Genomic DNA, 24,397 nt, shown 5'->3' on the forward strand with positions numbered 1-24,397 from the left:
ACGAAGATCCGTAAAAATTCTGATTTGATCGGTAGTTTTATACTATGAGCATACGAGGACCCTGAACAGATCAAAGTTTTTCCTGATTGCGCATTAATTTCAGCCAATTTGAGGAGGCGATAGGCATAGGAGGGGTTCTGACTGAGGTGTATCCGAGGCGAGGGATCACGGCGGCGAGGTCGAAGCGGCGATTGAAGCGATAGACGAACTCGGCGAGATAGCGCGGCGCATGCTTGTCACGGATAGCGAGGTAGGTACCGGTCATGGCGTTCTTGATGTTGGCAAGAGCGGTCTTGACCCATTTGAAAGCAGGATTGCGGCCTGCCTTTGGTCCCGAACCGGTCAGGATGGAATGATGGACGCACTCTGCTTCGGTGACGGCGGCGAAACAGCGTAGACCGTCACTGACCACGCTGCTGGCGGGTCGAAACTGTTTTTGCCATCTTTGCGATCTCGGCGCTGCTGAACCCGGCCACGCGACGGAGTTTCAGGCGGATCGGCTTGCCTTGCGGTGTGGTTTCGACAGCGGCCATGATCGGCGTCATCAGTTCGATCCGTCCCTTCAGTCGCTTGCCGGCCTCGCGCTCCATCATCACCTGCGCGAGTTTATGCTTGATCTTCCAGGCCGTGGTCTGCGTCACGCCGAGCCTGCGTCCCAGTTCGATACTGGAAATGCCGCCTTTGCTCTGGGTCAGATGATACAGGGCACGAAACCATGTCCGTAGCGGCACCTTGGTCGCCGCGAAGATCGTTCCGGCGATCAGCGACGTCTACTTCCGGCAGGCACTGCATTGATACTGCCCACGGCTCTGAATGACGCTGTGTTCACGCCCGCCACAGGCCGGACATTCAAAAACCAGATTGCCCGCGCCAGCTAAAGATCACCGCTCGGCACTTCTCTTCGCTTCCGTAGAGTTCATCAAATTGGGCTTCGCTTAGCCCTTTCTGAAACTGAACCTTGTTGCGAGCCATCGATCAAGCCTCTCGAAAACAACAGATGTTCTCGTTTTGTACATAAATCTATGGCTGAACATAGTGCGTAATCAGGAAGGTTATTGAGCGACATGATTGGCCATCCCCTTTTGGTACCAACATAGCCGCCCCCACCGGCTATCTATTCCGCCCTGGGCGCCGAAAAACGTGACCCGGGTACCGCCAAAGATAATAAGGCCCCCAGGAATCCAACCAGCGCAACCGCGCCGCAGAACAGCGACATCGGAGCCGTGGGAGCCGTAGCTCCGAAGAGGAGTGATACGGAGAATATACCAAAATTAAGCAAGCTGGCATGGAGCGAGTTTATGGTTCCTCGGAAGCGAACTGAGAGACCATTGAGGCGAGCGTGATGCAGAGGCCCCGCGCAACCGTAACCCAAGGCCCAGGGCGTGCCCACAGCACCAAGAGCCACTAGAGAACTCACCGGAAGTGCAAATGCGAGCACCCCCAAAGCGGCAATGCCTGCGCCAAATGGAAGGGCGACATGATGCAGACATCTATTTAATCGATGCCCTGATAGGTTTCCAACGATAATTGCTGCGCCCCAATAGGCAACCACGAGCGCTACATCCGTGGACCGCAAATCCAGCTTCCGAGCGGCCACGCCGGCAACAACGGCACCGAAACCGGCCATCCATCCGAGCCACAAGTAGCTAATCGACAGACTCAATCGCGCCTGTTGAACGCGTAGGGCCCCAGATACCAGCGCAAGGAAAGGCAGCCTTTCAGCGGAAGTGCGTCGGTCTGGGTCAAACAGAAGCGCAACGAAAAACACCGCGCCGGAAGCAAGTGCAGAGAGCAAATAGTAAGCCGATTCCCAATCACCGTTTTTTGCAGCCCATCCTGCGCCCAGTGGAGTCACCACGAATGCCGCCATGAGACCAACGAACGCCTGCCCTACGCGCCTCCCAGCTTCTTCACCTCCTGCGATATCCCCGATTAGGGATAGCGCATTCGGTTGAATGATTGCCGCACACAAACCGCAGAGAGCCGAGAGCGAGATAGCAACTGAGAGGACGGGTGACTGGGGAATTGCGGCATTACACGCGCCGAAACCGATCAATCCGGCCACCAGCGGCCACTTACGGCCAAAGTGGTCCGACAACGGGCCCGCCACCAAAGCGACGGATCCGTATGTCAAGCCGTATGCAGCGGAGAGATAGGCAATAGCACTCGACGACGCCCCAAAATGCCTTCCCATGACATACATCATGGGACCAGCGATAACTTCCGCCGATCCAATCAGGAAGAGGCAACCACATATAGTTAGCAGTTGGTAAATGGAGATGTGTACCCGATCCAACGAAGATCTCCTGTTTCGCACGAGGCAGCCGAAACGAAAGCACGGAGTTCTTGGACCTCAAACGCCCTGAAGTCCAGGGGTTTGCTGTAGCCCGAGAAGAGAGAAGAGTTCCGTCCTCGTCCCAAAGTCTTCTCTGAATGCACCTGTCATTCGGCTGGTCACCATTCCCACGCCGGGCCTATGGACGCCCCGTGTCGTCATGCATTGGTGCGAACCTTGCACAATGACCGCTACACCGCGCGGCTTCAGGACATCGTCGATGGCATTCGCAATTTGGGCAGTCATCTTCTCCTGAATCGTAAACCGTTTCGAGTAACCGTCTACCAACCGGGCCAGCTTCGAGATTCCTACGACGCGCGATGCCGGAAGATAGGCAAGATGGACGAAACCTACAATTGGAACCATATGATGTTCGCAATGACTCTCGAAGCGAATATTCTGGAGCGCAACAATCTCATCGTAGCCCTCCACCTCATCAAAAGTTCGACCGAGTGTTTCTCTTGGGTCCATCGCGTACCCCGCGAAAAACTCGCCGTAGGATCTCACGACACGATCTGGGGTCCCTAACAGGCCTTCACGGGACGGGTCGTCTCCCGCCCACCGAAGCAGCGTTCGAACCGCTGCTTCAGCTTCTTCCGCTGTTGGTCGCACCGCGGCCTCACTAAAGTTCGTCTTTAACATGATATCATCGTCCGATCTGAAGGAGCCCAATCAGAAAAAGTGGATTTCGAGCTTTATATCCTCGAGATATCGCCAATCAATTGCGTCAACATCGAAGGACCCGGAGCTATACACGCCATCATCGTACATATCATCCGGATCCACGGACAAGTCCCCGCAAATATACTTTTCAAGATACTCCCGATCAGTTTTTGTGATGGCACTTTTGCCGCGACCCGAAACGTCCACAATGTAGTTGATATCACCGACCTCATAAGCGCGAACGATCGGTCCAACGTTCTCCAAACCAAGTGTCCGCATAAGATCGATCGCAAAATTATTGGCTCCGATTTCAAATGATACCCGATCTTTCCTCTTCTGTTCGGTCATCTCGGGCGGCGCCTCAAGACCGTTTGCTTGACCTTCTGTTTCGTAGTAGTGCAGTGCAGCCTGTACACCACGAAGATCATATATGTACGAGTAGCGTTCGACATTTTTCCTCTTCGCCTCACATATAAAATAATAATGACCTAAGCTGTGAAGCATCATAAATGCGCGAGAGGTCAGGGATACCGATTCCGAAAAGACGATGTCTTTTCCCTTGATCATCGCTTTAATGTTAAACGGATGAGAAGGAACTTCGGCAAATCGAAGTCCAAAATGATCCTCGAGCTTCCTTGTTAGGCCACGGTATCCATCCGGAGTCATCGCAGCTATTAACTGCTCCACCCTGGAGTCGAGATCGGCCTTTGTGTCAGCGTTGATGACGTTAGAAATATGATCCACTGAAGTCTCCGATTCGGTCAAGTTAGTAACCAACACACAGATTTGAACCATCAATACGCCATCCAGGTTCGAATTTCACAACATCTTCCACTTGGGGCGTTACATATTAGTCAGTGGCGCTAGTAGACTTGTTCTTAGTGGCATAACTTGAATTCCTATACTGACGAACACCTTACTTCGGGGGCGGTGCGTTTATGGCGCGCGGCGTCAGTTGCGCGGTTGGGCGTAGTGGTAGAAGTGCAGGATTGGCGATCAAGATCACTGCGGTCAAAATCATCACCCCGCCGACGATAGCAAGCGGAGAGAGAGTCTCGTTAAACAGTGCGAAACCAATCACGGCGCCAAACAGTGGCTGTAGAGCGAGAATATTATTAACCACAACACCTTTTACTTTTGGTATTGCATAATTGGACAATACTAAGAATCCAATATTGCAGATGCCTGCTATCAGTGCGACCAACAGGGTGTGCGGTGTAATACGTGGCACATCGCCTGACCACAGAATCCAAGCGGCTGAAAACACGCCCATGATCAGCGCGGCCGTGAAAAGCATCAACAACGTTGTCTCGCGATTGTTGAGAAAGGACGACTGCCGCTTCCGCGCGAGGATACCATAGGACATAAATAGCGTCGCCAAAACTGCGCAGGACAAGGGCCAATTGAATTCGAATCGGAGTCCCGCAGCGGAAATAATGGTGATTGCCGCACCAACAAATGCGAAGCTAACTAGAGCTGTCTCGCGATACGATATCCGTTCTTTGAAGACCAAGGCGCTCAGCAGCGCTGGCGCTGGCAGCGCCATAATCACGGCGACCGAGGCGTAATTTCCATTCACAAAGGCGACAGTCCCAAGCGAAATCGCGATCACGAACATCGAGACGGCCCGCACAGCGGTCAAGCGCAGGTCAGAAGGCGGCATGCGAGCATATTTTCCAAAATCAATGGAGCGCCAACTCACTGCAAGAAGCACAAGTGCCCCCATTAGACAGCGCAGGCCAACCTGCTCCGCGACATTGAGCTGGGCGGCGAGCTCACGGGCAAAAATACCCATGATCGACCCGATGAAAGCAGTGCCGACAAGAGCAGCAACTGGCAGCGGCAAGGAATGATCGTCATCCGAAGTTTCGGTCACGTGAAGTCTCCCCTATATGCTCAAAGCATTATGAAACAATCGCACGCAATCCACTTGACACATTTCTCCGGTCGAACATATCGTCGTTTCGCTAAGTGTCAATATGGTAGCTCGAGGCTGATTATGGACGAACGAAATCAGGCTAGCTTGGACTATCTCATAATTGATCGCCGCTCTTCTGCTCCAATTGAATGGCTCGGCTTTATCAGGCTCTTTCCGATCTTGACACTCGCTTACATGATCTGGAGTGGGCCGGGCCACGCTATCGCCGTGGAGAAATTGTGGCTTATACCGATAGGTGTTGCCGGGGCCTTTGTGGCCAATTCGACGGGCATTGGCGGTGGCATCGTTTTCGTTCCGGCCTTCAAATATCTAGGTATCGATCCGGCAGACGTTATTGGCACTAGCATCCTGATCCAGTGTTTCGGGATGAGTATGGGTGCTCTTACCTATCTAAGCGGACGTATTCGCAACCGCCGCGGTGGATTGCAAAATCGGACGTACGTAACTTCCGTCCTAGTCGCGCTGATTCCATCTGTCTTCAGTGCGGTTTTGGTGACGTCGGCGGACCTGCGCCCCGACATACCAGTTACTCAGGTCTTCAAACTGGTTTCATTTGTGTTGCTTGTTCTTATGCTGGGTTCCGAACTCTCGGGCATCAAAGGGGACGGCTGCTTCCGGTCGACCACGGACGGCCCTATACTATTTGTTCTGGGACTTATTGGCGGAGTATTTGTCGGCTGGATATCGATCGGTGCGGGCGAATTGATCGCAGTCTATATGCTGATGCGTGGCTTTGTGCCACGCGATGCCATCGGCATAGCCGTCGTCGTCACTGCGTTGCTAGTGCTATGCGTGACGGTCTTCTCGTTTCCGCCACTTATGACCGACCGTGTAGACGGTCTTTTCATCGCTGTAGGCGCACTCTGTGGGGGAGTCTTAGGGCCCACTCTCGTGAGCGTAGTCGGTCCACGACGCATGAAACTTTTCTGCGCCGCGTGGATCGCACTGTCGTTGGTAGCTGTCTGAGATATCCATGTAATGTAGCGGTCCGGCGACCTGAGCAACAAACTTCACGCGATTTTCTTACCGGTAGATAGGAACATTCGGAGTCAGGTATTCCATAAAAGGAAATGCGATGTTAGGCGAAACACTGATGGACTTCTCCAGCTTCCTGGCGGACAACGTAAGCCGAAAGGCGCTTCCCACCTATGTATATGGGTATCCATCGAAGCGGACCTATCGGAACTTTAGCAATCCTCTTACTATGGACGATATAGTGAGCGCCGCCGCAGGTTTCACGGGCGTCAATCTCTATTTTCACATTCCATTTTGCCGCTACCGGTGCACGTATTGCACGTTATTCCTCACCACTCGGCATTCCGATGATTTGAAACAGGCCTACGTAGATCGTCTAATCGAGTATATCCGTGGATATGGTCGATATTTTTCTGATCACACGGTCGAAAGCATCTATTTCGGTGGCGGAACGCCAACGCTTTTGACAGCAAAGCAATTCGAACAGCTCTTCCAGGCCATTCATGCGTCCTTTCCCAAGGTCGCAGAGAAGTGCGAGATTACCGTCGAGGCCGCTCCAGACTGTTTGGGCGATGAGTTGCTTGACGCAATTCGGGACCTTGGTGTGAACCGCATGAGTATGGGCATCCAAAGCATGCAGCCTGGCGAATTATCCCATTCCGGGCGTCCTTACGCAATCGACGTCGCGAGGGAAGCCATCACGGCCATTTCCAGCCGCTTTGCACATGTAAACCTGGACCTGATCTACGGGCTGCGCGGCCAGTCTCGAGACAGCTGGAATCAATCGCTCGCCGAGATTATCGACTATGGTCCGACCACCCTGTCGCTCTATCCGGTCGTCGTACGTCCGTTGACCAATATCAGCAAGACGGCCGTCAATGATCCAGAATTATTCTTTTCTGCCGAGGAAAAGTACGACATCTACGACGAGAATGTGGAGAAGATGGCCCGACATGGCTACAAGCAGGAGTCGTTTACCCGCTTCACTCGCTTGCCATCTGGCGATGCCTATCAACAGGAAGCCTCTGACTTCGCGGGAACGCCGCTTATCGGTTTCGGCGCCGGCGCGCGCAGCCATATCGGCCGCTATCACTTTAGTACCGACTATGCGGTGGACCGCACGGTAGCTCTCGACATCGTCAAATCATATGCAGACCGGCCTTTCAACGCACAGGCGATCGCTTCGCAAGGCATTACTCTGTCGGAGGAGGAAATGGAGCGGCGTTTCGTGCTCCTGAACCTCACGCTTTCTCATCTCGATCGCAAGCTTTACCGACAAAGATTCAAAAAGTCGATCGACACCATGTTCTCCGAGCAACTGCGCGCGCTGACCAGCAACGGATTCATCACGGAGACCGGTGATGGCCGGCTTCTGCTGACGACGCGCGGCTACAAATATTCGAACATCATCGCCCGCGTCTTCTATTCAGACCGGATGATCGAACTTGAAAACTCCTATCAGAGCGTGTGAGAAGATCATGGCACAGACACAGAGAAAGACTCCTTTTTGGGATCTCGGCTACTCAAACCGGGCAGTTTCGTGCATGGGAGGTCCGAGCATAGAGGTGTTCGAGGTCTCCCCGGCCCTGCGGGCGAGGGCCCGCGTCGTCGAACTGGGTTGCGGTGAGGGCCGCAACGCCTTGTACCTGGCTCAGCTCGGTCACACCGTCTTTGCCTCCGATATTTCGCAGGCCGCGATCGACAAGCTGAAACATTTCGCCACCGATCTCGATGTCCAAGTCGTCGCAGAACTGAAAGGTGCGCAGGATTTTGTCTCACCGCCGGATATCGATTTGTTCGTTGCCCAGACTGTCCTGCACTTTTTCGAGACGGAGGTATGGAAGGCAATCCTTCGAGACGCGATCAGGAATACGCGCGACGGCGGGATCCATTGCCTGACGAATTTCATGGATGAGAAAGACTACCCGTTGCCGAAGGAGATCATTGATTGTGGCCATCTATGCAAATTCCAGCGCGGCGACATTGAGGAGATCTACAAGGCCGAAGGTTGGGAAATCATTCGCTCTGACCATTACGTAAAATGGGACTCTCATCCTGGCATTGTGATGCATGCCCATTCTTGTGAGAAGATCGTTGCGAGGAAGCCGAGCAAGGACTATCTCCTGCCCAAGATCGAGATCGGCGTGATGGATGCACCTAACACGATTCCGTCTACCGACTTCCTCGGAGTGTCGCTGGGTGTCAGCCGCGCAGACGTTACTGGCAAATTCGGCGACCCGCACACAAGCCACGGTATGACAATCCGCCAGCGTACTGTGGCCGGCAATAACCAAGTGGGCCTTGCCGACAGTTATGTGCTCGAGGATCTGATTTACGGCACATATGGTTTTCAGTTCGTCAATGGTCTGCTAACTGGAAAATACCGCTATTTCACCAGTCCGCGCCGCGTGTCTGTGGTCGGCAATGCCTGATCTCCCCGAACGGACAATGCTTGTGTCCGGTGCGGCTGGCTTTGTCGGCCGCGCCATCGTTGATCATTTCCATCACTCGCGTGGGTGGTCGGTCTGCGCGACCGATCGTGCGGTTGGCCCCTGTGCGGTGGCGGTTCGTCAAGGTGAATTAGCGGACGTCTTGCGGAAGACGAACTTCTTGAGCGCGATCGATGTCTATGTACACTCCATGGTTGACATTCGTCCGCACTATACCCGAGAGGAGATAAGGGCGCGGAACGAAAAACCACTACGCGCCGCGCTTGAACGATGCAGGTCGGCGAACGTCCGCGCCTTCATACTTATATCGAGTTCCACGGCGCTTCCCGCCGGGCTCTGGTCGTCAGCACCGGAGGCTCTGGCGGAGCCGCCGCGCGACGCCTATGGCGCCGTGCGGCATGCGATGGAAAAGTGTGTAATCGACTCTAATAGCTGCGATTTTTTCACCGCCGTCGTCCGTCCCCATATCGTTCTCGGACCGAAGCGGGCAGGCGTGTTCGAAAGCACGCTCAACCGTATCCGTCAACACAAGACAGTCTATTTGCCTCGCTCGGCTGAAGCGCCACAGCATGTCATCCACGTGGCCGACTTAGCGCGTGCGATCGACCACGTCCTTGCGGAGGGGATTCCGGGGGTCGTAAATGTTGGCTGCCCGGTCAAACACTCGCCTCGGGCCTATTTTGAGCAGATGATCTACGAATCCGGATCGGCCTCGCGGATCGTCACTGTCGCGAACACGTTTATCGCACCTGTTCTCTTCGCGTCCGATCACTTCGGTCTCAATCTGTTTGGCCCGAACCGGGCGCTATTCAGTTCCAACGGCTTTGTCTTTGAAACCAGAAAGCTGGAGCTGGAATCCGGATTTTCATATCGTTTTTCAGAGGAACAATCATGGCACTCAATCTTGAGCGTGGACGGCGGCGCGAAGAGAAACCCGTGCAAAAAAGCGGTGATCGACCTCGGGCGAATGCTACAGTGAAGATGGACCACGTGCGGGTGATCATCTCCGATCTCGACGGGACCCTAGCCAATGATGAGCGGGCGATCTTTTCCGGAACCCTTGCTAGGCTAGAGAAGTGCATCGGCGAGGGCTACGCCTTCGCCGTCGCGACGGCGCGACCGCTCGCATATCTGCATGGGGTCTTCCCCAGTCACCTATTCGACCGTATTTGGAAAATCTGCCACAATGGCGCCCAACTCTTCTCCCCAGACAGCAGGGTGATGTTCAAGCACGAGATAGGCCGTAGCGATCAAGTGGCGCTGCTCGACGCGCTCGGGGGCGAATACACCTCTTTGTCATGGTACAGCGGTGATACTTGGTATACCGACGAATTCTTCTCCGACGGGCTGCGCCAAGCCTACGGCATTCCGTCCCATTATCCAGCCCCAATAGTAGGCGATGCCGCCTGTTTGCGGAGCCAGAGCGTGGAAAAAATCCTGGTGGTTGGCGCTCCCTTTCCTGACGCGCTGGCCGAAGTCTTCAAAGACCGACTTTCGATCCATAAGAGTCGCTCGGAAGATTTGCTAATGATTTCCTCTGGCGTCGCCAGCAAGGCAACCGCAGGCGAAGCAATGCTGTCCTATCTGGGCTACTCGTGGAATCAGACCGCGGTAATCGGTGACGATATGAATGACGCCAGCCTATTTTCGCTCGCTGCGGTCAGTTTCGCCACCGCCGAAGCGCCTACGGCACTAAAAAAACTTGCCACCTTCAGGGTCGGCAGTAATAATGATCCGTCGATGTTCGTCGGCGTGCTGGCTGCGATCGGCGGCAGCTGCGACGCCAGCGAGGTGTGACGCTGCTGAACTAGGTACTTGTGGCAAGTCTGGGCCTCAGCATACCTCATGCTGACGCGGCCTCGCAGCCCGAATGCCACCTGCCTAGCTTACGCATTTGCTAACGCCGGAGAATCAGACTATCATCACCCGCCTTTGTGACCCGTGGGCTCATGCTGCTAGGGCACGGCCGTCCTCAACGTATGGTGATGTGGTCGATCATGGAGCGATCAGTCCAAATTATGGCACTTTCAAGCGAGGTGCGCATGACAATACTGCGCCTGTTGGCCGATCCGGCACGACACTTCGCGGATCAGTGGTCCGCTGACCCTGTGGAATTCGGCGTGTGCATGAAGCTGATCGCCCGCGCGTTAAAGATTGCACAGCCGACCGTCAGCCGTCATCTTGATATCCTGAAGCAAGCAGATTTTATTATCATTCGCAAACGCGAAAAATGGTCCCATTGCAAGCGCAACGAGCCAGCTATTCGTGATTATCTAGACTGGCTGTCGCAGGAACTGAAGGCCGCTTAGGTAGGCTCATATCAGTGCCGAGCGCTCAAGTTTCGTAGCTGACACGTCTTGATGACTTCGGCCCCTTTATCTTGCAGGCCACCGCATCTTAGTTCCGGTCCATGGGGAGAGGGTGGTCTTTGGTGCGTTTCCTGCCGCTCGTGGCAGTTGACGAGGGCCTGCGAAACATCCAGCCGCCATGGCGACCGACGGCGCGCAGGGCGCCACGCACAACATCGTAGCGGTCGTGATGAGCCGGCGTGCCGCCGCGTCGAGCGCGGACAGACGCTTCACGGGGCCGGAAGTGCGATGCAGGGGCTTTCCCTTTCTCGTGCAGAGATATTGCGGACAGTTCCCGAAACTCTGCAGGACACGAACCCGGGTACCACCGGCACCGCTCGAGCGGGTGGTGCCGGTGGGGTGGTTGCGCCGGCGTGCCGTGAACGCGCTCGTCACCAGCTTGCCCTGCCGGTCCCGCTCGCCGCCTGGCCTCATCGCGGCACCAGCGGCGCAGCGTCTCGGCCGTGCAGCCGATCTTGCCAGCAATCGATGTCATCGCAGCCCAATCCGACCCGTAATCGGCCCGATGCTCCCCAACCATACGGATTGCACGCTCCCGCACCTCAGGCGAAAATCTCTGGCTCATCGTATTCATCATAGCTCCTTCTCACAGATAGGAGCCTCCGGGAAACCCGGGACACTTCACTTGCGTTATTAGCCGCCGCTGCCTACGCGTTCATCACCCTCATTACCAAGAGTATCCGCAACCAGCGCGCAGAAATCACGACATTCTGGCAACTTGCAACCGGCGCCGTGCTTTTGGCGCCGTTCGCGAACTATAGCCATCTGCCCAGTTGGGCGGCGTGGGGATGGATCGTGGGTGCTGGTGTGATTCTTACAGGGCTATGTTACGCCTTGATGTTTAAGGCATACCCCTATTTGAGTGCCGCAACGATAAGTTCCTTGACGTTCATATATCCGCTCGTGGCGATTCTCTGTGATAATTTGGTTTATGGTCATCGCTTGACCGCCGTCCAGTACATCGGAGCGACCTTGATCGCCGTTTCCACGTTGGGGGCGAGATTTGAATGGAACATACTGCGGATAACGGCGCTATGGGCAGGACCACGAGAAGACCTGGATGCAGGCTGACGAAGGCGGTGCGATACGTGCTATGCTGCTGCATAGCAATCCCGATCCTCCCCGGCCCCGGCCCCGGCCCCGGCCCCGGCCGCGTCGCTCGCCAGCGCAGGCCGGACGGCAAGGCCCATCGCGCCAGCATCAAGCGCGGACGCGCCCTGCCGCACGATAAGACGGGCTAGTCCTCGCCCGCTGCGCGATAGGGTGACTGCGCATCCAGTTCCGCCATTTCATGCAGCATGGCCTCGCGTTCATGGACCACGAAATCGGCTACCGCGCGACGCAGGCCGGGGTGGGCGATCCAGTGGGCCGAATAGGTGGGGGTGGGGCGGTAGCCGCGCTGGATCTTGTGCTGGCCCTGGGCCCCGGCTTCGACCCGGCGGAGGCCGTGGGCGATGGCGAAATCGATGGCGCGGTAATAGCACAGCTCGAAATGCAGGAACGGGTAGTCGCCGTCGCAGCCCCAGTTGCGGCCGTAGAGCGTGTCCGTGCCCATCAGGTTCAGTGCGCCGGCGACGGGTGTGCCGTCGCGTTCGGCCAGCATCAGCACCACGCGGTCGCCCAGCCGTTCCGACAGCAGGGGGAAGAATTCGGGCGTGAGATAGGCGCTGCCCCATTTGCGATCGACGGTTGCGGTATAGAACCGGTAGAAATGCGCCCAGAGATCGGGGGTGATCGCGCGGCCCTGCACGGCGCGGAATGTCAGGCCGCACTGATTGGCGTCCCGCCGCTCGCGCTTCAGGACCTTGCGTTTGCGCGAGGCGAGCGTGGCGAGGAAATCGTCGAAGCTGGCATAGCCGGCATTGTCCCAGTGGAACTGGACCCCGAGCCGTTGCAGCCAGCCGGCCTCGCCCAGCAGCGTGTAGTCGTCCTCGGTGCAGAAGGTGACATGGACCGAGGAGACGCCGAGTTCGGTGGCGGCCTGGCGCAGGGCGCCGGCCAGGGCCTGACGCAGGCCCGCAGGGTCCGCCGCACCCTCGCGCACCAGAAGCCGGGGGCCCGGTACCGGGGAGAACGGTACCGCGACCTGCAATTTGGGATAATAATCGCCGCCGGCCTGTTCGAACGCGCGCGCCCAGGTCTGGTCGAAGACATATTCGCCGTAGGAATGCGATTTGGCGTACATCGGCGCCGCCGCCAGCAGGCGGCCGGTGGGGTCGCGGATGGCGGCGTGCTGCGGCAGCCAGCCGGTGCGCCGGCCGGTCGATCCGCTGTCTTCCAGCGCCGAGAGAAAGGCGTGGCTGACGAATGGATTGTCGGGGCCGGCGCAGGCATCCCATTCCGTCGCCGGGATGTCGGCGATGGCGGGATGCAGGCTCAGGGTCAGGGCGGTCATGTCCGCGCCGCCGGGGTCAGGCGATCTCGAACAGGCCTTCGACCTCGACGGCGGCATCGAGCGGCAGGGACGGTACGCCGATGGTCGAGCGTGCGTGCAGGCCGGCATCGCCGAAGATCGCGACCGCGAGGTCCGAGGCGCCGTTCATCACCGTGGCATGCTGGGTAAAGCTGGGCACGCAGGAAATGAAACCGCCCAGGCGCACCACGCGGCGCACCCGCGACAGGTCGCCCACGGCGGCGCGGACCTGTGCGATCACGTTGATCATGGCGTAGCGGGCGGCTTCGACCCCGACCTCGACCGCGACGTCGGCGCCGAGCTTGCCGGTGGCGAACAGCTTGCCATCGGCCAGCGGCAACTGGCCGGAGACGACCAGCAGCGACCCGCTGAGCACGGTGGCGACATAGGTGGCGACGGGGGCGGGGGGCACGGGCAGGATGATGCCGTGCCGGTCCAGGCGGGTTTCGGGTGTGTCGGTCATGAACGGGGCTCCTTGTCCGAAACGGGCGGGCGGCTTTGCAGACGGCCTGTCAGCCGACCAGGCGCAGTCTGCCGCGCCGGGTGGTATTGTCCCCCTTCGTCTCGGGGAAATCCAGCGGCAGCATCGGGGAGGGGATGTCGGTCAGCTCGTCCTGATGCGGCGCGTCGGGCAGTCTGTGGCCCAGATAGGCATCCGACAAGGCCCGGAACGCGTAATCCAGCATCGAGGTCGCGTAGGAGGCGACCGGATCGCCCTCGACCGTGCCGGCGGGGCCGAAACGGGTATAGGCGAAGGCATCCACATACTCGTTCAGCGGGGCGCCATATTGCAGGCCGATGCTGACGGCCTGGCCCAGCGCGTCCAGCAGGCCGCGCGTCATCGGCCCTTCGCGCGCCGGGGTGATCGTGACCTCGCCCAGCGACCCGTCCTCATATTCGCCGGTGCGCAGGAACAGGCGGTGGCCGCCGACGCTGGCCTTCTGCGTGAAGCCGCCGTGGCGGGCCGGCAGATGCCGCCGCACCCCGCGATCGAGCGCCAGCCGGGCGCGCAGGGTGGGCATGGCCGTCGGGTCGGGCCGGGCCGGCATGCGGTCGACGAAGCCTGCCAGCGCGCGGTGCATCGCCTTGTGGGCCTCGATATCCGGCAGGGGCAGCACGCTTTCCCCTGCCAGGGCGGCGGCGAAGGCGGCCTCGGGCGTCAGGCCCCGCGCGGTCAGGCGCGACAGGGTGCTGGCGGCCAGTCGGCCATCGGGGCGGAGCGGCGAGAAGATGGGCGCGAGGCCGCAGGCCTCCACCCCCAGCAGCGCGTCAATCGGGCCGGGGGCGGAAAAGCCGGTCTCGATCCGGGGCAGGGGGGTGTCGGTCTCGACCGCCGCGTCGCGCCAGACGGCGCGGGCGGTTTCCGCGAGGCCGGGGACGGTGCTGCGCGCGGGGGGCAGCAGCAGGGTTTCGGCCCCGCATCCCGCATGGGCGACCGAGGTTGCCAGCGATGCCAGGCTGCAGGCCACGTCGCGGCCGGCGTCGCTGTCATAATCCAGCCCCAGTGCCGCCAGGCAGGCATCGAGATTGGTCATCAGCAGGTCGCCCGCCACCGGCGCGGGGCCGGTCGGCTGGGGTTCGGGAGTGGTCCTGGTCTTGCGTCCGCGCGGTGCCGGGGGTGGCGCCAACTCGGGGAAGGGCAGTTCGCCATTGCGCAGCGACGCCTTGCGTTCCGCCACGTCGCGCAGGACCAGGCAGAGCAGGCGCAGCGCGGCCACGAAATCCTCGGCCAGGAAGCCGCTGCCCGGCTGCACGAAGGCCGCCAGATTGACCACGAAGCCCGGCCGACGGTCGTGCTGGCCGGTCCAGAGGGATTCGGTCGGGGCCGCCTGGCGCAGCATGAGAAGACAGGACAGCGACCGGGCCTGCGGGGCCAGGGAGTCGACCGCCAGATCGTCCACCCAGCGCGCGGCTTCGGTCGCCAGGCGTGCCGCGCCACGGCCGGGTGCCAGGCGTGCCAGGGCCGCCGCTGCCTCGTCGTCCCAGTCGACGGGCAGGGTGACGGCGCGGAGGGCGTCGTCCGGGTCCGCGGCGGCCTGCGTGGTACGCATGCGCACGCCGTTCCAGTGGCTTCGGGCTGTCATGGCGTTCACTCTAGGCCCGCTTCGGGACGGGGCGGAAGCCGTATATGGTGGGTCCTGGACTATACAGACCACTGTATATTGTGGATATGGGGGATAAGTTGGTGGTTTCCCGATCCCGGAGTTGTGAACGGCCGAGTCCCTGGGCACCGGGTGGACCACCCGCCGGAAAGAGGGTTATCCTCGGGACATGGCAAATCTCGGCACCCGCATCTACACCAGGTTCAAGGGTCGGCTGGTCGGCAAGGATGCCGATGGCCGGTGCTATTACGAGGCGCGTACCGCGAATCGTACCGGCGGCGGTCTGACGCGGCATGAGCGCTGGGTCATCTATCACAAGGGCGAGGACGCGTCGGTCGTGCCGCCCGAATGGTGGGGATGGCTGCATCATGTCGATGAGGCGCCCCTGCCGGAGAGTGCGCGCCAGCCGTGGCAGATCCCCTATCCGGGCAACCGGACCGGGACGGTCGATGCCTATCACCCGCCGGGAAGCGACTATCGCGGCGGTCGCCGTGCCCCCTCGACCAGCGATTACGAGGCCTGGGTTCCCGAAGGGTGAAACGGCGGGCGGAACCTGTTAAGGTTCGCGTCGCCGTGAATTGGGGAACAGAGTCAGAATGGTCAGTGCGGTTGCAGGCCGGATGAGCCGGAATTCGGCCGAGCTCGCCGCCGGGTGCGGTGTTCTTGTGCTGCTGGGCGGCCTTTTGGCGCTTGCCGTGGTCGATAAGGGGCGCCGGCATGAGACCGGCTACCGGTTGCATGCCGCCTTTGCCCATATCGACGGATTGTCGGTCGGGTCCGATGTCCGGCTGGCCGGGGTCACGGTGGGGCAGGTGGTCGACGAGCGGGTCAATCCGTCCGATTACAAGGCGCAGGTGACCTTTACCGTGCGTCCGGACGTCCAGCTGCCGACCGACAGTGCCGCCATCATCACCAGCGACAGCCTGCTGGGCGGCAAGTATGTCGCCCTGTCGCCGGGAGGCAGCGAGTCCATGCTGCGGCCGGGGGCTGTGATTACCGAGACCCAGGGGGCGATCAGCCTGGAGCAGCTGCTCAGCCGCTTCATCTTCTCGGTGACCGACACGATGACCAAGGCCAACCAGCAGCGTGCGAACCAGGGCGCCGCGCCGCAGGGGGCCGTACCCGCGCCGGGAGGTCACACCGGGGGGAGCGACCTGCCATGAGCGATGGGGCTCTTCCGCCGCCGCCTGCCGTCTGGCGCCAGTCCGACGGCAGCCCGGTTTCGTGCCAGGACAAGATCAGGGTGCTGACTGAAAATTATGCCGAACTTTGCGAGGTCATGCGTGACACGTTCGAGGACGCGGTGCTGATCGGTGTCGACGAGGATGGCATGCGGCATCTGATCATGGAGGTCGCGGCCGCGCTGCGAAGCCCGAGATCGTGAGGTGCTGCGACTGGCGCCTGTTCCGCCCGGTATCGTGCCGGGCGGTGCCTTTCCACGCGACCCTGGCCGCCGTGCTGGCGCTGGGATGGGGCAGCATCCCTGCCGGGGCGCAGGAAATCGTGCCGTCGCCAGCGATCTATCCCGCCGATACCTGGCAGGGGCGCACGGTGGCGACCGTGCGGGTGCTGGATACGCTGGATTCCAGTGTGCAGGTGCTGACCATTCCGGTGGGGCAGGATGCGACGTTCAGGGCGCTGACGATTCACGTCGGCGCCTGCCGCGACCGGCCGGCGACGCTGACCCCGGACGCGGCCGGTTGGCTGGCGGTACGCGATACGCGGCAGGACGGCCCCGGGTTCAGCGGGTGGATGCTGGCGGGGGAACCGTTCCTGGGTGTCTTCCAGGACCCGGTCTATGCCGTGCGCCTCATTGGCTGCGCGGGCGACGCGGTGGCCCCCGTTCCGCCGCCCCTGGCGGCCCTGGCGGCGGCCACGGCTCCGTCGGACGATCAGCCGGTGCCGGGCACGCAGGGGGCGGACGCGCCGGCACCCGTTACGCCGGCATCCGCTACACCGGCATCGGGCGCCCCGGCGCCGGGGGCACAGGTGTTGACGGTTCCGGCGGCCCCCTCGGCCGGCCAGCCCGCCGTCACGCCCGCTCCGGCACCCGCCGCGCCCGTCGCGCATCTTGGCGGGGCGCCGCTTGCCCTGTCGCCGCCCGACGAGTCCGCGCCCGTGCCGGCCGCCGTTCCCCAGCCATCCGGTGGCACCGCGCCGCCGGTGGGCAGGCCGCTGCCGCTGCCCCCGCCGGTGCCTTTCGAGACCGGCGCGGCGGCACCCGCCCGGCCTGCGCCCGCGTCGAGCGCGCCTCCGGCGTCGCAGGTCCAGCCGGGCCAGCCGCAATCCCTCCTGCCCCCCTGACAGGGGCGGGAGGCAACCTGTCCCGCCGGTGTCGGTTCGGGATGAATGACGAGCCTTCGGTCCCAAGGAGTCCAGAATGCCCATGAGCCCGACGGATTATGCCGGCCCGGCCGGCCGGTTCATGCCGCCCCCTGCCGAGGCTGCCCTGCTGCTGGATTTCGACGGCACGCTGGTGGATATCGCGCCCACCCCGGAATCGGTGGTCGTCGCCCCCGGCCTGCCTGACGTGCTGCGGCGGCTGCGGGCGAAATGCGGGGACGCGCTGGCGGTGATTTCCGGCCGGGCCGTGGACCAGATCGACCATTTCCTCGGCGATGTGCCTTTTGCCGTGGCGGGCGAGCATGGTTTGGCCGTGCGGCATCGTCCGGGTGGTCCGATCGTGCGGACCGAGCAGCCGCCCCTGCCGCCGACCTGGTTGCCGGCCGCCGAGACCCTGGCCGCGCAGCATCCCGGCGTGCGGATCGAGCGCAAGCCGGCGGGTTTCGTCCTGCATTACCGGGCGGCGCCCGAGGTTGCGGATCTTCTGCGCGAGGTCGCGGAATCGTGGGTGGCGTCGACCCATGGGCGCTTTCATGTCCAGATGGCCAAGATGGCGTGGGAAATCCGCCCCCATGGCGTGGACAAGGGCCATGCGGTGGCGGCGCTGATGCAGTCGCCGCCCTTCGCGGGGCGGCATCCGATCTTTGTTGGCGATGACGTGACGGATGAGGACGGGATACGCGCGGCCGAGGCGCTGGGCGGGGCGGGGTTCCGCATTCCGCGGGATTTCCCCGATCCTGCCGCCTTCCGGGCATGGCTGGCCACGCTGGCGGCGGGAGGGGCGGATTCATGGGGCGTCTGATTATCGTATCCAACCGGGTACCCTCGCCGCGCGAGCGTCTTCAGCCGGCGGGTGGCCTGACCGTGGGGCTGAAGGATGCGCTGCGCGGCGGGTCGTCGCTGTGGTTCGGCTGGTCGGGCAACCAGTCCGAGTTCGAGGGCGACCCCGTCACGGGGATGGATGAGGTCGATGGCGTGACCTATGCCACGATCGACCTGACGGCGCGCCAGCATGAGGGGTTCTACCAGAATTTCTCGAATGGCATCCTGTGGCCGCTGTTCCATTACCGTGTCGGGCTGATGAGCTATTCGCGGCGCGACTGGCAGACCTATCTGGAGGTCAATGCCATGTTCGCGCGCAGCCTGCGCGCGCTGCTGCAGCCGGACGACGTGATCTGGGTCCATGATTATCACCTGTTTCCGCTGGGCCAGGCGCTGCGCGACCTGGGCGTGGCGGGGCGGATCGGGTTCTTCCTGCATATTCCCGTCCCGCCCTGGAGCCTGGTGCGCTCGATGCCCGGGGCGCGCCTGCTGCTGGAAGACATGCAGGCCTACGACCTGATCGGGGTGCAGACCGAAGAGGATGCGGACAATCTGAACCACGCCTTCCGCCAGAACGGGATGGCCGAGCGGGCGCAGGCCTTTCCGATCGGGATCGATCCGCACGAGTTCCGCGAGCAGGCCGAGGCCGGGGTCAGGCGCGACGAGGCCGAGCGTCTGCGCGCCAGCCTGCGCGGGACGGCGCTGATCCTGGGGGTGGACCGGCTGGATTATTCCAAGGGCCTGCCCGAGCGCTTTCGGGGGTACGAGGCGTTCATGGCCCGCTATCCCGAACATCGGGGCAAGGTGTCGTTTCTTCAGGTTGCCCCGGTGTCGCGCGGCGATGTGGAGGAATATCGCCAGCTCCGGCGCCAGCTGGACGAGCTGACGGGGCGGATCAATGGCGCCTTTGCCGAATTCGACTGGACGCCTATCCGTTACCTGACGCGGCCGGTCGCGCGCGACATCCTGGCCGGGTTCTATCGCATGGCCGATGTGGCGCTGATCACGCCGCTGCGCGACGGGATGAACCTGGTGGCGAAGGAATATGTCGCGGCACAGGATGCGGCCGACCCCGGTGTGCTGGTTCTGTCGCATTTCGCGGGTGCGGCGCCGGAAATGGATGAGGCGGTGCTGGTCAATCCCTATGACGCCGACGAGATCGCCGATGCGCTGCATCAGGCGCTGACCATGGGGCTGGAGGAACGCCAGCGGCGCTGGACCCGCCTGGACGAGGATGTGCGCCGGACCACGGCGGGCTTCTGGGCGCGGGATTTCCTGCAGGCGCTGGACGCGGCGCCGCCGGTCGGGGCGCCCCTGGCCGGCACGCCATGAGGCGGCGGGACGGGGGGATGGGATGGGCCCCCGGTGCGATGCTGATGGTTGCCGGGCTGGCGGCCCTGGGGATTGCCGCCTGGGTCGAGCATGGGCTGGGCGAGGTGCCGTGCGGATTGTGCCTGTGGGAACGCTGGCCCTGGCGCATGCTGGCGGTTCTGGGCCTGTTCGCCGCCCTGTCGCGCGGGCGGGTCGCGCGGGGCCTGCTGTGGCTGGGCATTCCGGTCATGCTGGCGGCCTGTGGCCTGTCGGCCGTTCATGTCGGGGTGGAGCAGGGCTGGTGGCCCAGCCCGCTGCCGGAATGCCAGGCCCCGGTCTTTCATCCCGGCACCTTTGCCGAGCGCCTGGCCGCCATGCCCCTGCGCCCGGCGAAGCCCTGCGACGCGCCGACCTATCTGGTCGGCGCGCTGCCGGTGTCCATGGCCGCGATGGACGGGCTGTATGCGGCCTGTGTGCTGGCGGTCATAGCGTACTGCCTCGCCCGCGGCCGAAGATCAGGCCGACGATGAACAGCACGAGGAAGATGAAGAACAGGATCTTGCCGATATAGGCAAAATCGGCCGCGAACCCGCCGAAGCCGAGGGCCGCCGACAGCAGGGCCAGGACGAGAAAGATCAGCGTCCAGCGTAAGAGGTCCATCGGGATATCCTCCGATTCATGTGTCTGGACCGTAGGGTCCGTCAGGGCTTCAATAGCTGGCTGTCGTCAGGGTTGCGTTTTTCGTGGCGGATTCATGCGCTACGGCCTGTTATGGCGCGGTTGTGATGGCTTGCGGGCCGTGCGTGCCCGATGGGGTGATTCAACGTTCCCTGCTCCATGTTTCGGGCAGGGCTTCCAGCAGGCGGGTGACATATCGTGCCGGATTTCCGCTCTCTCTATCGTCAGGGTTTCGCGCGGGTGGCGGGATGCACCCTGCCGGTGGCGCTGGCGGACCCGGCGGCCAATGTTGCGCGCATGATCGACATGGTGCGCGCGTGCCATGAGCAGGGCGTGGCGCTGGCGGTCTTTCCCGAACTGGGCGTGTCCGGCTACGCGATCGACGATCTGCGCCAGCAGGACGTGCTGCTCGACGCGGTTGGGCGTGCGCTGGCGAGCCTGGCGGAGGCGACGGCCGGGCTGATGCCGGTGGTGGTGGCCGGCGCGCCGCTGCGGCATGGGGACGCGCTGTACAATTGCGCGGTGGTGCTGCATCGCGGGACCATTCTGGGTGTGGTGCCCAAGAGCTACCTGCCGAATTACCGCGAATTCTACGAAGCCCGGCATTTCGTCGCCGGGGCCGGCCTGCGCGGCCAGACGATCCATGTCGCGGGCCAGACGGCGCCGTTCGGTACCGACCTGCTGTTCGAGGCCGAGGATCTGCCCGGCCTCGTGATCGCCGTCGAGATCTGCGAGGATGTGTGGGTGCCGGTGCCCCCCAGCACGGAGGCGGCGCTGGCGGGGGCCACCGTGATTGCCAACCTGTCGGCCAGCGACATCACGGTGGGCAAGGCCGACCAGCGCGACCTGCTCTGCCGCTCGCAGTCGATGCGTGCGCTGTGTGCCTATGTCTATGCGGCGGCGGGAGAAGGGGAGTCGACCACCGACCTGGCCTGGGACGGGCAGGTGTCGATCTATGAAAACGGGGCGCTGCTGGCGGAAACGGTTCGTTTTCCGCAGGGGCCGCATCGCGCGGTGGCGGATGTCGATCTGGACCTGTTGCGGCAGGAACGCAGCCGCATGGGGACGTTTGCCGATTGCCGGGCGGCGCGGGGAGATGCGGCGTGGCGCCGGATCGGCTTTGCGCTGGCGCCGCCGCCGGGCGATCTGGGGCTGATGCGGCGGATCGAGCGTTTTCCGTTCGTGCCCAGCGATCCTGCGCGGCTGGAGCAGGATTGTTTCGAAGCCTGGACGATCCAGGTTTCGGCCCTGAAGCAGCGCCTGCTGGCCACCGGGGCGCGACGCATGGTGATCGGCGTGTCGGGGGGGCTGGATTCCACCCAGGCGCTGCTGGTGGCGATCCGGGCCGCCGACGAGCTGTGCCTGGGGCGCGATGCGGTGCTGGCCTATACCATGCCCGGCTTTGGTACCAGCCCCGGCACGCAATCCAACGCCATGGCGCTGATGCGGGCGCTGGGGGTCGCGGCGGCCGAGCTGGATATCCGCCCGACGGCGCGGATGATGCTGGAACAGATGGGGCACCCTTTTGCCAGCGGTGTGCCGCAATATGACGTGACGTTCGAGAATGTGCAGGCCGGGTTGCGGACCGATTTCCTGTTCCGGCTGGCCAACCAGCATGGCGGGATCGTGATCGGTACCGGGGATCTGTCGGAACTGGCGCTGGGGTGGTGTACCTATGGCGTGGGCGACCAGATGTCGCACTACAACGTCAATGCCGGCCTGCCCAAGACGCTGATCCAGCATCTGATCCGCTGGGTCGTCGCCTCGCGCCGGGTTGAGGATAACGCGGCGCGGGTGCTGGAGGCGATTCTGGAAACCGAGATTTCGCCCGAGCTGATCCCGGCTGGTTCCGGCCAGGCGTTGCAGAGCACCGAGGAGAAGATCGGGCCCTACGCGTTGCAGGATTTCACGCTGTACCATGTGCTGCGCCATGGTTTTCGGCCGTCGCGCATTGCCTATATGGCGGAAATCGCCTGGCGCGACCCGGCGGCGGGCACATGGCCGCCGGGGTTCCCGGCCGACCGGCGCGTGGCCTATGACCTGCCTGCCATCCGGCATTGGCTGTCGGTGTTCCTGAGCCGTTTCTTCGGCTTCAGCCAGTTCAAGCGTTCGGCGGTGCCGAACGGGCCGAAAGTGGTGGCCGGTGGCGCCTTGTCGCCGCGCGGCGACTGGCGCGCGCCGTCGGACGGCAATGCGCTTCTGTGGCTGGAGGAGCTGGAGCGCAACGTTCCCCGGGCCTGATCCTTCACTCCGCCGCCGCCACGGTCAGGAGCGCCTTGTCCATCGCCGCCGTGGACCGGCCGACATCCGGCGGTACGTCGTTGGCGAAGAAAGAGACGATCAACATGCGCCCGCTGGCGGCAATCATGTAGCCGGACAGCGCGTGCGTGGCGTTGAGCGTGCCGGTCTTGGCGAAGAGCTTGTCCGCCAGTGCCGTGCCGGCGAAGCGTCTTGCCAGCGTGCCGTCTTCGCCTGCGACCGGAAGATCCTGGCGCCATGCCTGTCCCCATGGCTGCCGGTTCGCCCAAAGGAGCAAGGCCGCCACCGCACGGGGCGTCACGCGGTTGTATGTCGACATGCCCGAGCCATCGGCAAGAGAGAAGCTGGTGCGGGGAACGCCGGCGGCGGCGAGAATGGCATCGCGCTGCGCGACGCCCTGCGCGGCCGATCCTGTTCCGTGTGCAAGCCCGAGACGCCGCAACATTATTTCCGCGTGGAGATTCTGGCTGACCTTGAGAAGATGACGAATATCGTCCGCCAGTGGCGGGGGGGTCAGGCGGGTGAGTACGGGCGCAGGCGGAACGGGGAAGGGCGGTGGGGCCTGGGCGTCGTCGGTGAGGGTGAGCGGACGGTGCCATGCGCCGCTACCGCCTTCCACGGCGATCCCGCGCGCTTCCAGCAGGCGGCGGAAATGCCATGCCGCGAAATCGGCGGGATCTTCGATGCCGACACCCAGGATCTCCGGCGGCGCGCCAGCCGCGATGATTCCATAAAGCCGTACCCAGCGCGCGCCGGGCTGGCGCTCGATCCGAAGGTCGGTCTTGCCTTTCCCGACGGTGACCGCCTGGTTGTCGAGCCTGAGATAGGTTTCTCCGTCCTTCCAGGTGGCGGATGGCGGAGAACCCGCGGCGGAGCCGGGCGCCACGGACAGGGCGGCGACATTGTCGTCGAGCGTGAGCGCGGAGACCGCCGCGCCCGAACGGGTTTGCAGGGTGTTCCAGCTCCATCCGGGCCCCCAACGTTCGTCAGGGAAGAGCCTGTCGTCCCCCATGACGTCATGGACGCGCCGGATGCCCGCCGCGGCCGTGGCATCGGCGAGGGCCGACAGACAATCGGTCTGGCAATCGGGCCGGTCGGACAGACGTGCGTCCCCCGCGCCGATCAGTACGACGTCCGAAGCGCCGCCTTCATGGGGCACCAGCCGCACCGAGGCACCCCCCGCGCGGTCGGGGTCGGACAGTCCGGGCAGGGATGCAAGGGCGGCCGCTGTCGTGAACATCTTGGTATTGGACGCCGGGATGAACCGCTGGTCGGGATTGATCGCCAGGATTTCCTTGCCGTCCATGTCCGTGACGAGCAGGCCCCAGCGCGTGCCGCCGAGCGCGGGTGTGTCGAGAATGGCGTGAATCTGGCCGGTGAGTGCTGCTGTGCCGCCTGGCGCCGGGATGTCGGGAGGGGAAAGCGTACAGGCAGAGAGGAGCATCGGCAGGCAGAGCCGTAATGCTGCCAGGCGGGACGGCGATGCCACACGTCCGGGATTGTGACGGGTATATCCGGGAGCGCGGGTCATGGTGTCCTTTCTCGGCGCGAAGACCGGAAACTCAGCCGCCTCGATGAGGGGCACGAGGAATCCGGGAGTGCAGGAAACAGGAAACATGCTTGCCAGGGCAGGAACGGACAACAGGCCGATATGGAGGAGGCTGTGCGCGGCCTGGCCGGTGGGCGTGCCCGTGATGACCGGCTCGGTGAGCCGCTCTCGCAGCGCGCCGCCGCTACC

At 62.3% G+C, this 24,397-nt stretch carries 23 protein-coding genes and 3 pseudogenes; 15 read left to right on the forward strand and 11 right to left on the reverse strand.

All coding sequences use genetic code 11. The annotated features are described in order from the left end of the window. Positions 1-98 precede the first annotated feature (98 nt). From HLH35_RS12540 to HLH35_RS12560, 5 genes and pseudogenes are all read right to left on the reverse strand, one after another. Positions 99-972: pseudogene (locus HLH35_RS12540) on the reverse strand (IS1595 family transposase); the annotation flags it as partial. Positions 973-1,114: 142 nt separating this feature from the next. Beyond that, positions 1,115-2,317 carry an MFS transporter gene (locus HLH35_RS20395; RefSeq protein ID WP_408870123.1) on the reverse strand — a complete coding sequence of 401 codons (1,203 nt, stop codon included), beginning with the start codon at positions 2,315-2,317 and terminating at the stop codon, positions 1,115-1,117. 36 nt (positions 2,318-2,353) lie between these two features. Then, positions 2,354-2,977: a GTP cyclohydrolase I FolE gene (folE, locus tag HLH35_RS12550; protein ID WP_182979459.1), complete on the reverse strand. Its 624-nt coding sequence runs from the start codon at positions 2,975-2,977 to the stop codon at positions 2,354-2,356. Between the two features lie 30 nt (positions 2,978-3,007). Next, positions 3,008-3,742, reverse strand: a complete 735-nt coding sequence (locus HLH35_RS12555; RefSeq protein ID WP_182979460.1) for a hypothetical protein — start codon at positions 3,740-3,742, stop codon at positions 3,008-3,010. Between the two features lie 172 nt (positions 3,743-3,914). Then, positions 3,915-4,874 carry an EamA family transporter gene (locus HLH35_RS12560; RefSeq protein ID WP_182979461.1) on the reverse strand — a complete coding sequence of 320 codons (960 nt, stop codon included), beginning with the start codon at positions 4,872-4,874 and terminating at the stop codon, positions 3,915-3,917. Positions 4,875-4,997: 123 nt separating this feature from the next. Between HLH35_RS12560 and HLH35_RS12565 the strand changes: the two genes are divergently transcribed. The 6 genes from HLH35_RS12565 to HLH35_RS12590 all read left to right on the forward strand — a co-directional run bounded on the left by HLH35_RS12565 (position 4,998) and on the right by HLH35_RS12590 (position 10,671). Then, positions 4,998-5,903, forward strand: a complete 906-nt coding sequence (locus tag HLH35_RS12565) for a sulfite exporter TauE/SafE family protein (RefSeq protein ID WP_182979462.1) — start codon at positions 4,998-5,000, stop codon at positions 5,901-5,903. Positions 5,904-6,012: 109 nt separating this feature from the next. Beyond that, positions 6,013-7,383 (forward strand): coproporphyrinogen-III oxidase family protein, encoded by a 1,371-nt coding sequence (locus HLH35_RS12570; RefSeq protein WP_182979463.1) that lies wholly within the window; start codon positions 6,013-6,015, stop codon positions 7,381-7,383. 7 nt (positions 7,384-7,390) lie between these two features. Further along, positions 7,391-8,344: a methyltransferase domain-containing protein gene (locus HLH35_RS12575; RefSeq protein ID WP_182979464.1), complete on the forward strand. Its 954-nt coding sequence runs from the start codon at positions 7,391-7,393 to the stop codon at positions 8,342-8,344. Between the two features lie 16 nt (positions 8,345-8,360). Further along, complete coding sequence (locus tag HLH35_RS12580; protein WP_182979465.1) at positions 8,361-9,341, forward strand: NAD-dependent epimerase/dehydratase family protein; 981 nt, start codon at positions 8,361-8,363, stop codon at positions 9,339-9,341. Beyond that, positions 9,254-10,159, forward strand: coding sequence for an HAD hydrolase family protein (locus HLH35_RS12585; protein ID WP_246385051.1), 906 nt, complete (start codon positions 9,254-9,256; stop codon positions 10,157-10,159). The genes HLH35_RS12580 and HLH35_RS12585 overlap by 88 nt, the downstream gene beginning before the upstream one ends. Positions 10,160-10,404: 245 nt before the next feature. Then, positions 10,405-10,671 (forward strand): ArsR/SmtB family transcription factor, encoded by a 267-nt coding sequence (locus HLH35_RS12590; RefSeq protein ID WP_220790661.1) that lies wholly within the window; start codon positions 10,405-10,407, stop codon positions 10,669-10,671. A gap of 421 nt (positions 10,672-11,092) precedes the next feature. Here the strand turns inward: HLH35_RS12590 and HLH35_RS12595 are convergent. Next, a pseudogene (locus HLH35_RS12595) lies at positions 11,093-11,305 on the reverse strand (IS3 family transposase); the annotation flags it as partial. A gap of 62 nt (positions 11,306-11,367) precedes the next feature. Here HLH35_RS12595 and HLH35_RS20400 point away from each other — a divergent pair. Next, positions 11,368-11,802, forward strand: a pseudogene (locus HLH35_RS20400) (DMT family transporter); the annotation flags it as partial. Between the two features lie 166 nt (positions 11,803-11,968). Here the strand turns inward: HLH35_RS20400 and HLH35_RS12605 are convergent. The 3 genes from HLH35_RS12605 to HLH35_RS12615 are packed head-to-tail and all read right to left on the reverse strand — an operon-like array spanning position 11,969 to position 15,195. After that, positions 11,969-13,126, reverse strand: a complete 1,158-nt coding sequence (locus HLH35_RS12605; protein ID WP_182979468.1) for a GNAT family N-acetyltransferase — start codon at positions 13,124-13,126, stop codon at positions 11,969-11,971. 16 nt (positions 13,127-13,142) lie between these two features. Then, the gene (locus HLH35_RS12610; protein WP_182979469.1) at positions 13,143-13,607 is read right to left on the reverse strand and encodes a RidA family protein; all 465 of its coding nucleotides are present in this window, start codon (positions 13,605-13,607) and stop codon (positions 13,143-13,145) included. Between the two features lie 49 nt (positions 13,608-13,656). Next, on the reverse strand, positions 13,657-15,195 hold the full coding sequence (locus HLH35_RS12615) for a TSCPD domain-containing protein (protein ID WP_246385052.1): 1,539 nt from the start codon (positions 15,193-15,195) through the stop codon (positions 13,657-13,659). A 220-nt stretch (positions 15,196-15,415) separates the two neighbouring features. Here HLH35_RS12615 and HLH35_RS12620 point away from each other — a divergent pair, with 220 nt between their 5' ends. The 7 genes from HLH35_RS12620 (at position 15,416) to HLH35_RS12650 (ending at position 20,252) form a co-directional block, all read left to right on the forward strand. Beyond that, complete coding sequence (locus HLH35_RS12620) at positions 15,416-15,784, forward strand: NADH-ubiquinone oxidoreductase subunit NDUFA12 family protein (protein ID WP_182979471.1); 369 nt, start codon at positions 15,416-15,418, stop codon at positions 15,782-15,784. Positions 15,785-15,842: 58 nt separating this feature from the next. Next, the gene (gene mlaD, locus HLH35_RS12625) at positions 15,843-16,409 is read left to right on the forward strand and encodes an outer membrane lipid asymmetry maintenance protein MlaD (RefSeq protein WP_182979472.1); all 567 of its coding nucleotides are present in this window, start codon (positions 15,843-15,845) and stop codon (positions 16,407-16,409) included. Continuing rightward, on the forward strand, positions 16,406-16,630 hold the full coding sequence (locus HLH35_RS12630) for a hypothetical protein (protein WP_182965032.1): 225 nt from the start codon (positions 16,406-16,408) through the stop codon (positions 16,628-16,630). The genes mlaD and HLH35_RS12630 overlap by 4 nt, the downstream gene beginning before the upstream one ends. Next, entirely contained in the window at positions 16,627-17,550 is a 924-nt protein-coding gene (locus tag HLH35_RS20225; RefSeq protein WP_338029342.1) for a DUF2155 domain-containing protein, read from the forward strand. Before HLH35_RS12630 ends, HLH35_RS20225 begins: the two co-directional genes overlap by 4 nt. Before the next feature lie 82 nt (positions 17,551-17,632). Next, the gene (gene otsB, locus HLH35_RS12640; RefSeq protein WP_182979473.1) at positions 17,633-18,391 is read left to right on the forward strand and encodes a trehalose-phosphatase; all 759 of its coding nucleotides are present in this window, start codon (positions 17,633-17,635) and stop codon (positions 18,389-18,391) included. Next, positions 18,379-19,743 carry an alpha,alpha-trehalose-phosphate synthase (UDP-forming) gene (locus HLH35_RS12645; RefSeq protein WP_182979474.1) on the forward strand — a complete coding sequence of 455 codons (1,365 nt, stop codon included), beginning with the start codon at positions 18,379-18,381 and terminating at the stop codon, positions 19,741-19,743. Before otsB ends, HLH35_RS12645 begins: the two co-directional genes overlap by 13 nt. Positions 19,744-19,760: 17 nt before the next feature. Then, the gene (locus HLH35_RS12650) at positions 19,761-20,252 is read left to right on the forward strand and encodes a disulfide bond formation protein B (RefSeq protein ID WP_182979475.1); all 492 of its coding nucleotides are present in this window, start codon (positions 19,761-19,763) and stop codon (positions 20,250-20,252) included. On the opposite strand, the gene HLH35_RS12655 is transcribed toward HLH35_RS12650, so the two are convergent. Beyond that, on the reverse strand, positions 20,206-20,382 hold the full coding sequence (locus HLH35_RS12655; protein WP_182965036.1) for a DUF1328 domain-containing protein: 177 nt from the start codon (positions 20,380-20,382) through the stop codon (positions 20,206-20,208). The two genes, HLH35_RS12650 and HLH35_RS12655, sit on opposite strands and share 47 nt — an antisense overlap. Before the next feature lie 216 nt (positions 20,383-20,598). Between HLH35_RS12655 and HLH35_RS12660 the strand changes: the two genes are divergently transcribed. Next, entirely contained in the window at positions 20,599-22,641 is a 2,043-nt protein-coding gene (locus HLH35_RS12660; RefSeq protein WP_182979476.1) for an NAD(+) synthase, read from the forward strand. Positions 22,642-22,645: 4 nt separating this feature from the next. On the opposite strand, the gene dacB is transcribed toward HLH35_RS12660, so the two are convergent. Beyond that, positions 22,646-24,190 (reverse strand): D-alanyl-D-alanine carboxypeptidase/D-alanyl-D-alanine endopeptidase, encoded by a 1,545-nt coding sequence (gene dacB / locus HLH35_RS12665; protein ID WP_182979477.1) that lies wholly within the window; start codon positions 24,188-24,190, stop codon positions 22,646-22,648. Positions 24,191-24,397 lie beyond the last annotated feature (207 nt).

The sequence above is a fragment of the Gluconacetobacter asukensis genome, assembly GCF_014174375.1.
Classification (GTDB): Bacteria; Pseudomonadota; Alphaproteobacteria; order Acetobacterales; family Acetobacteraceae; genus Gluconacetobacter; species Gluconacetobacter asukensis.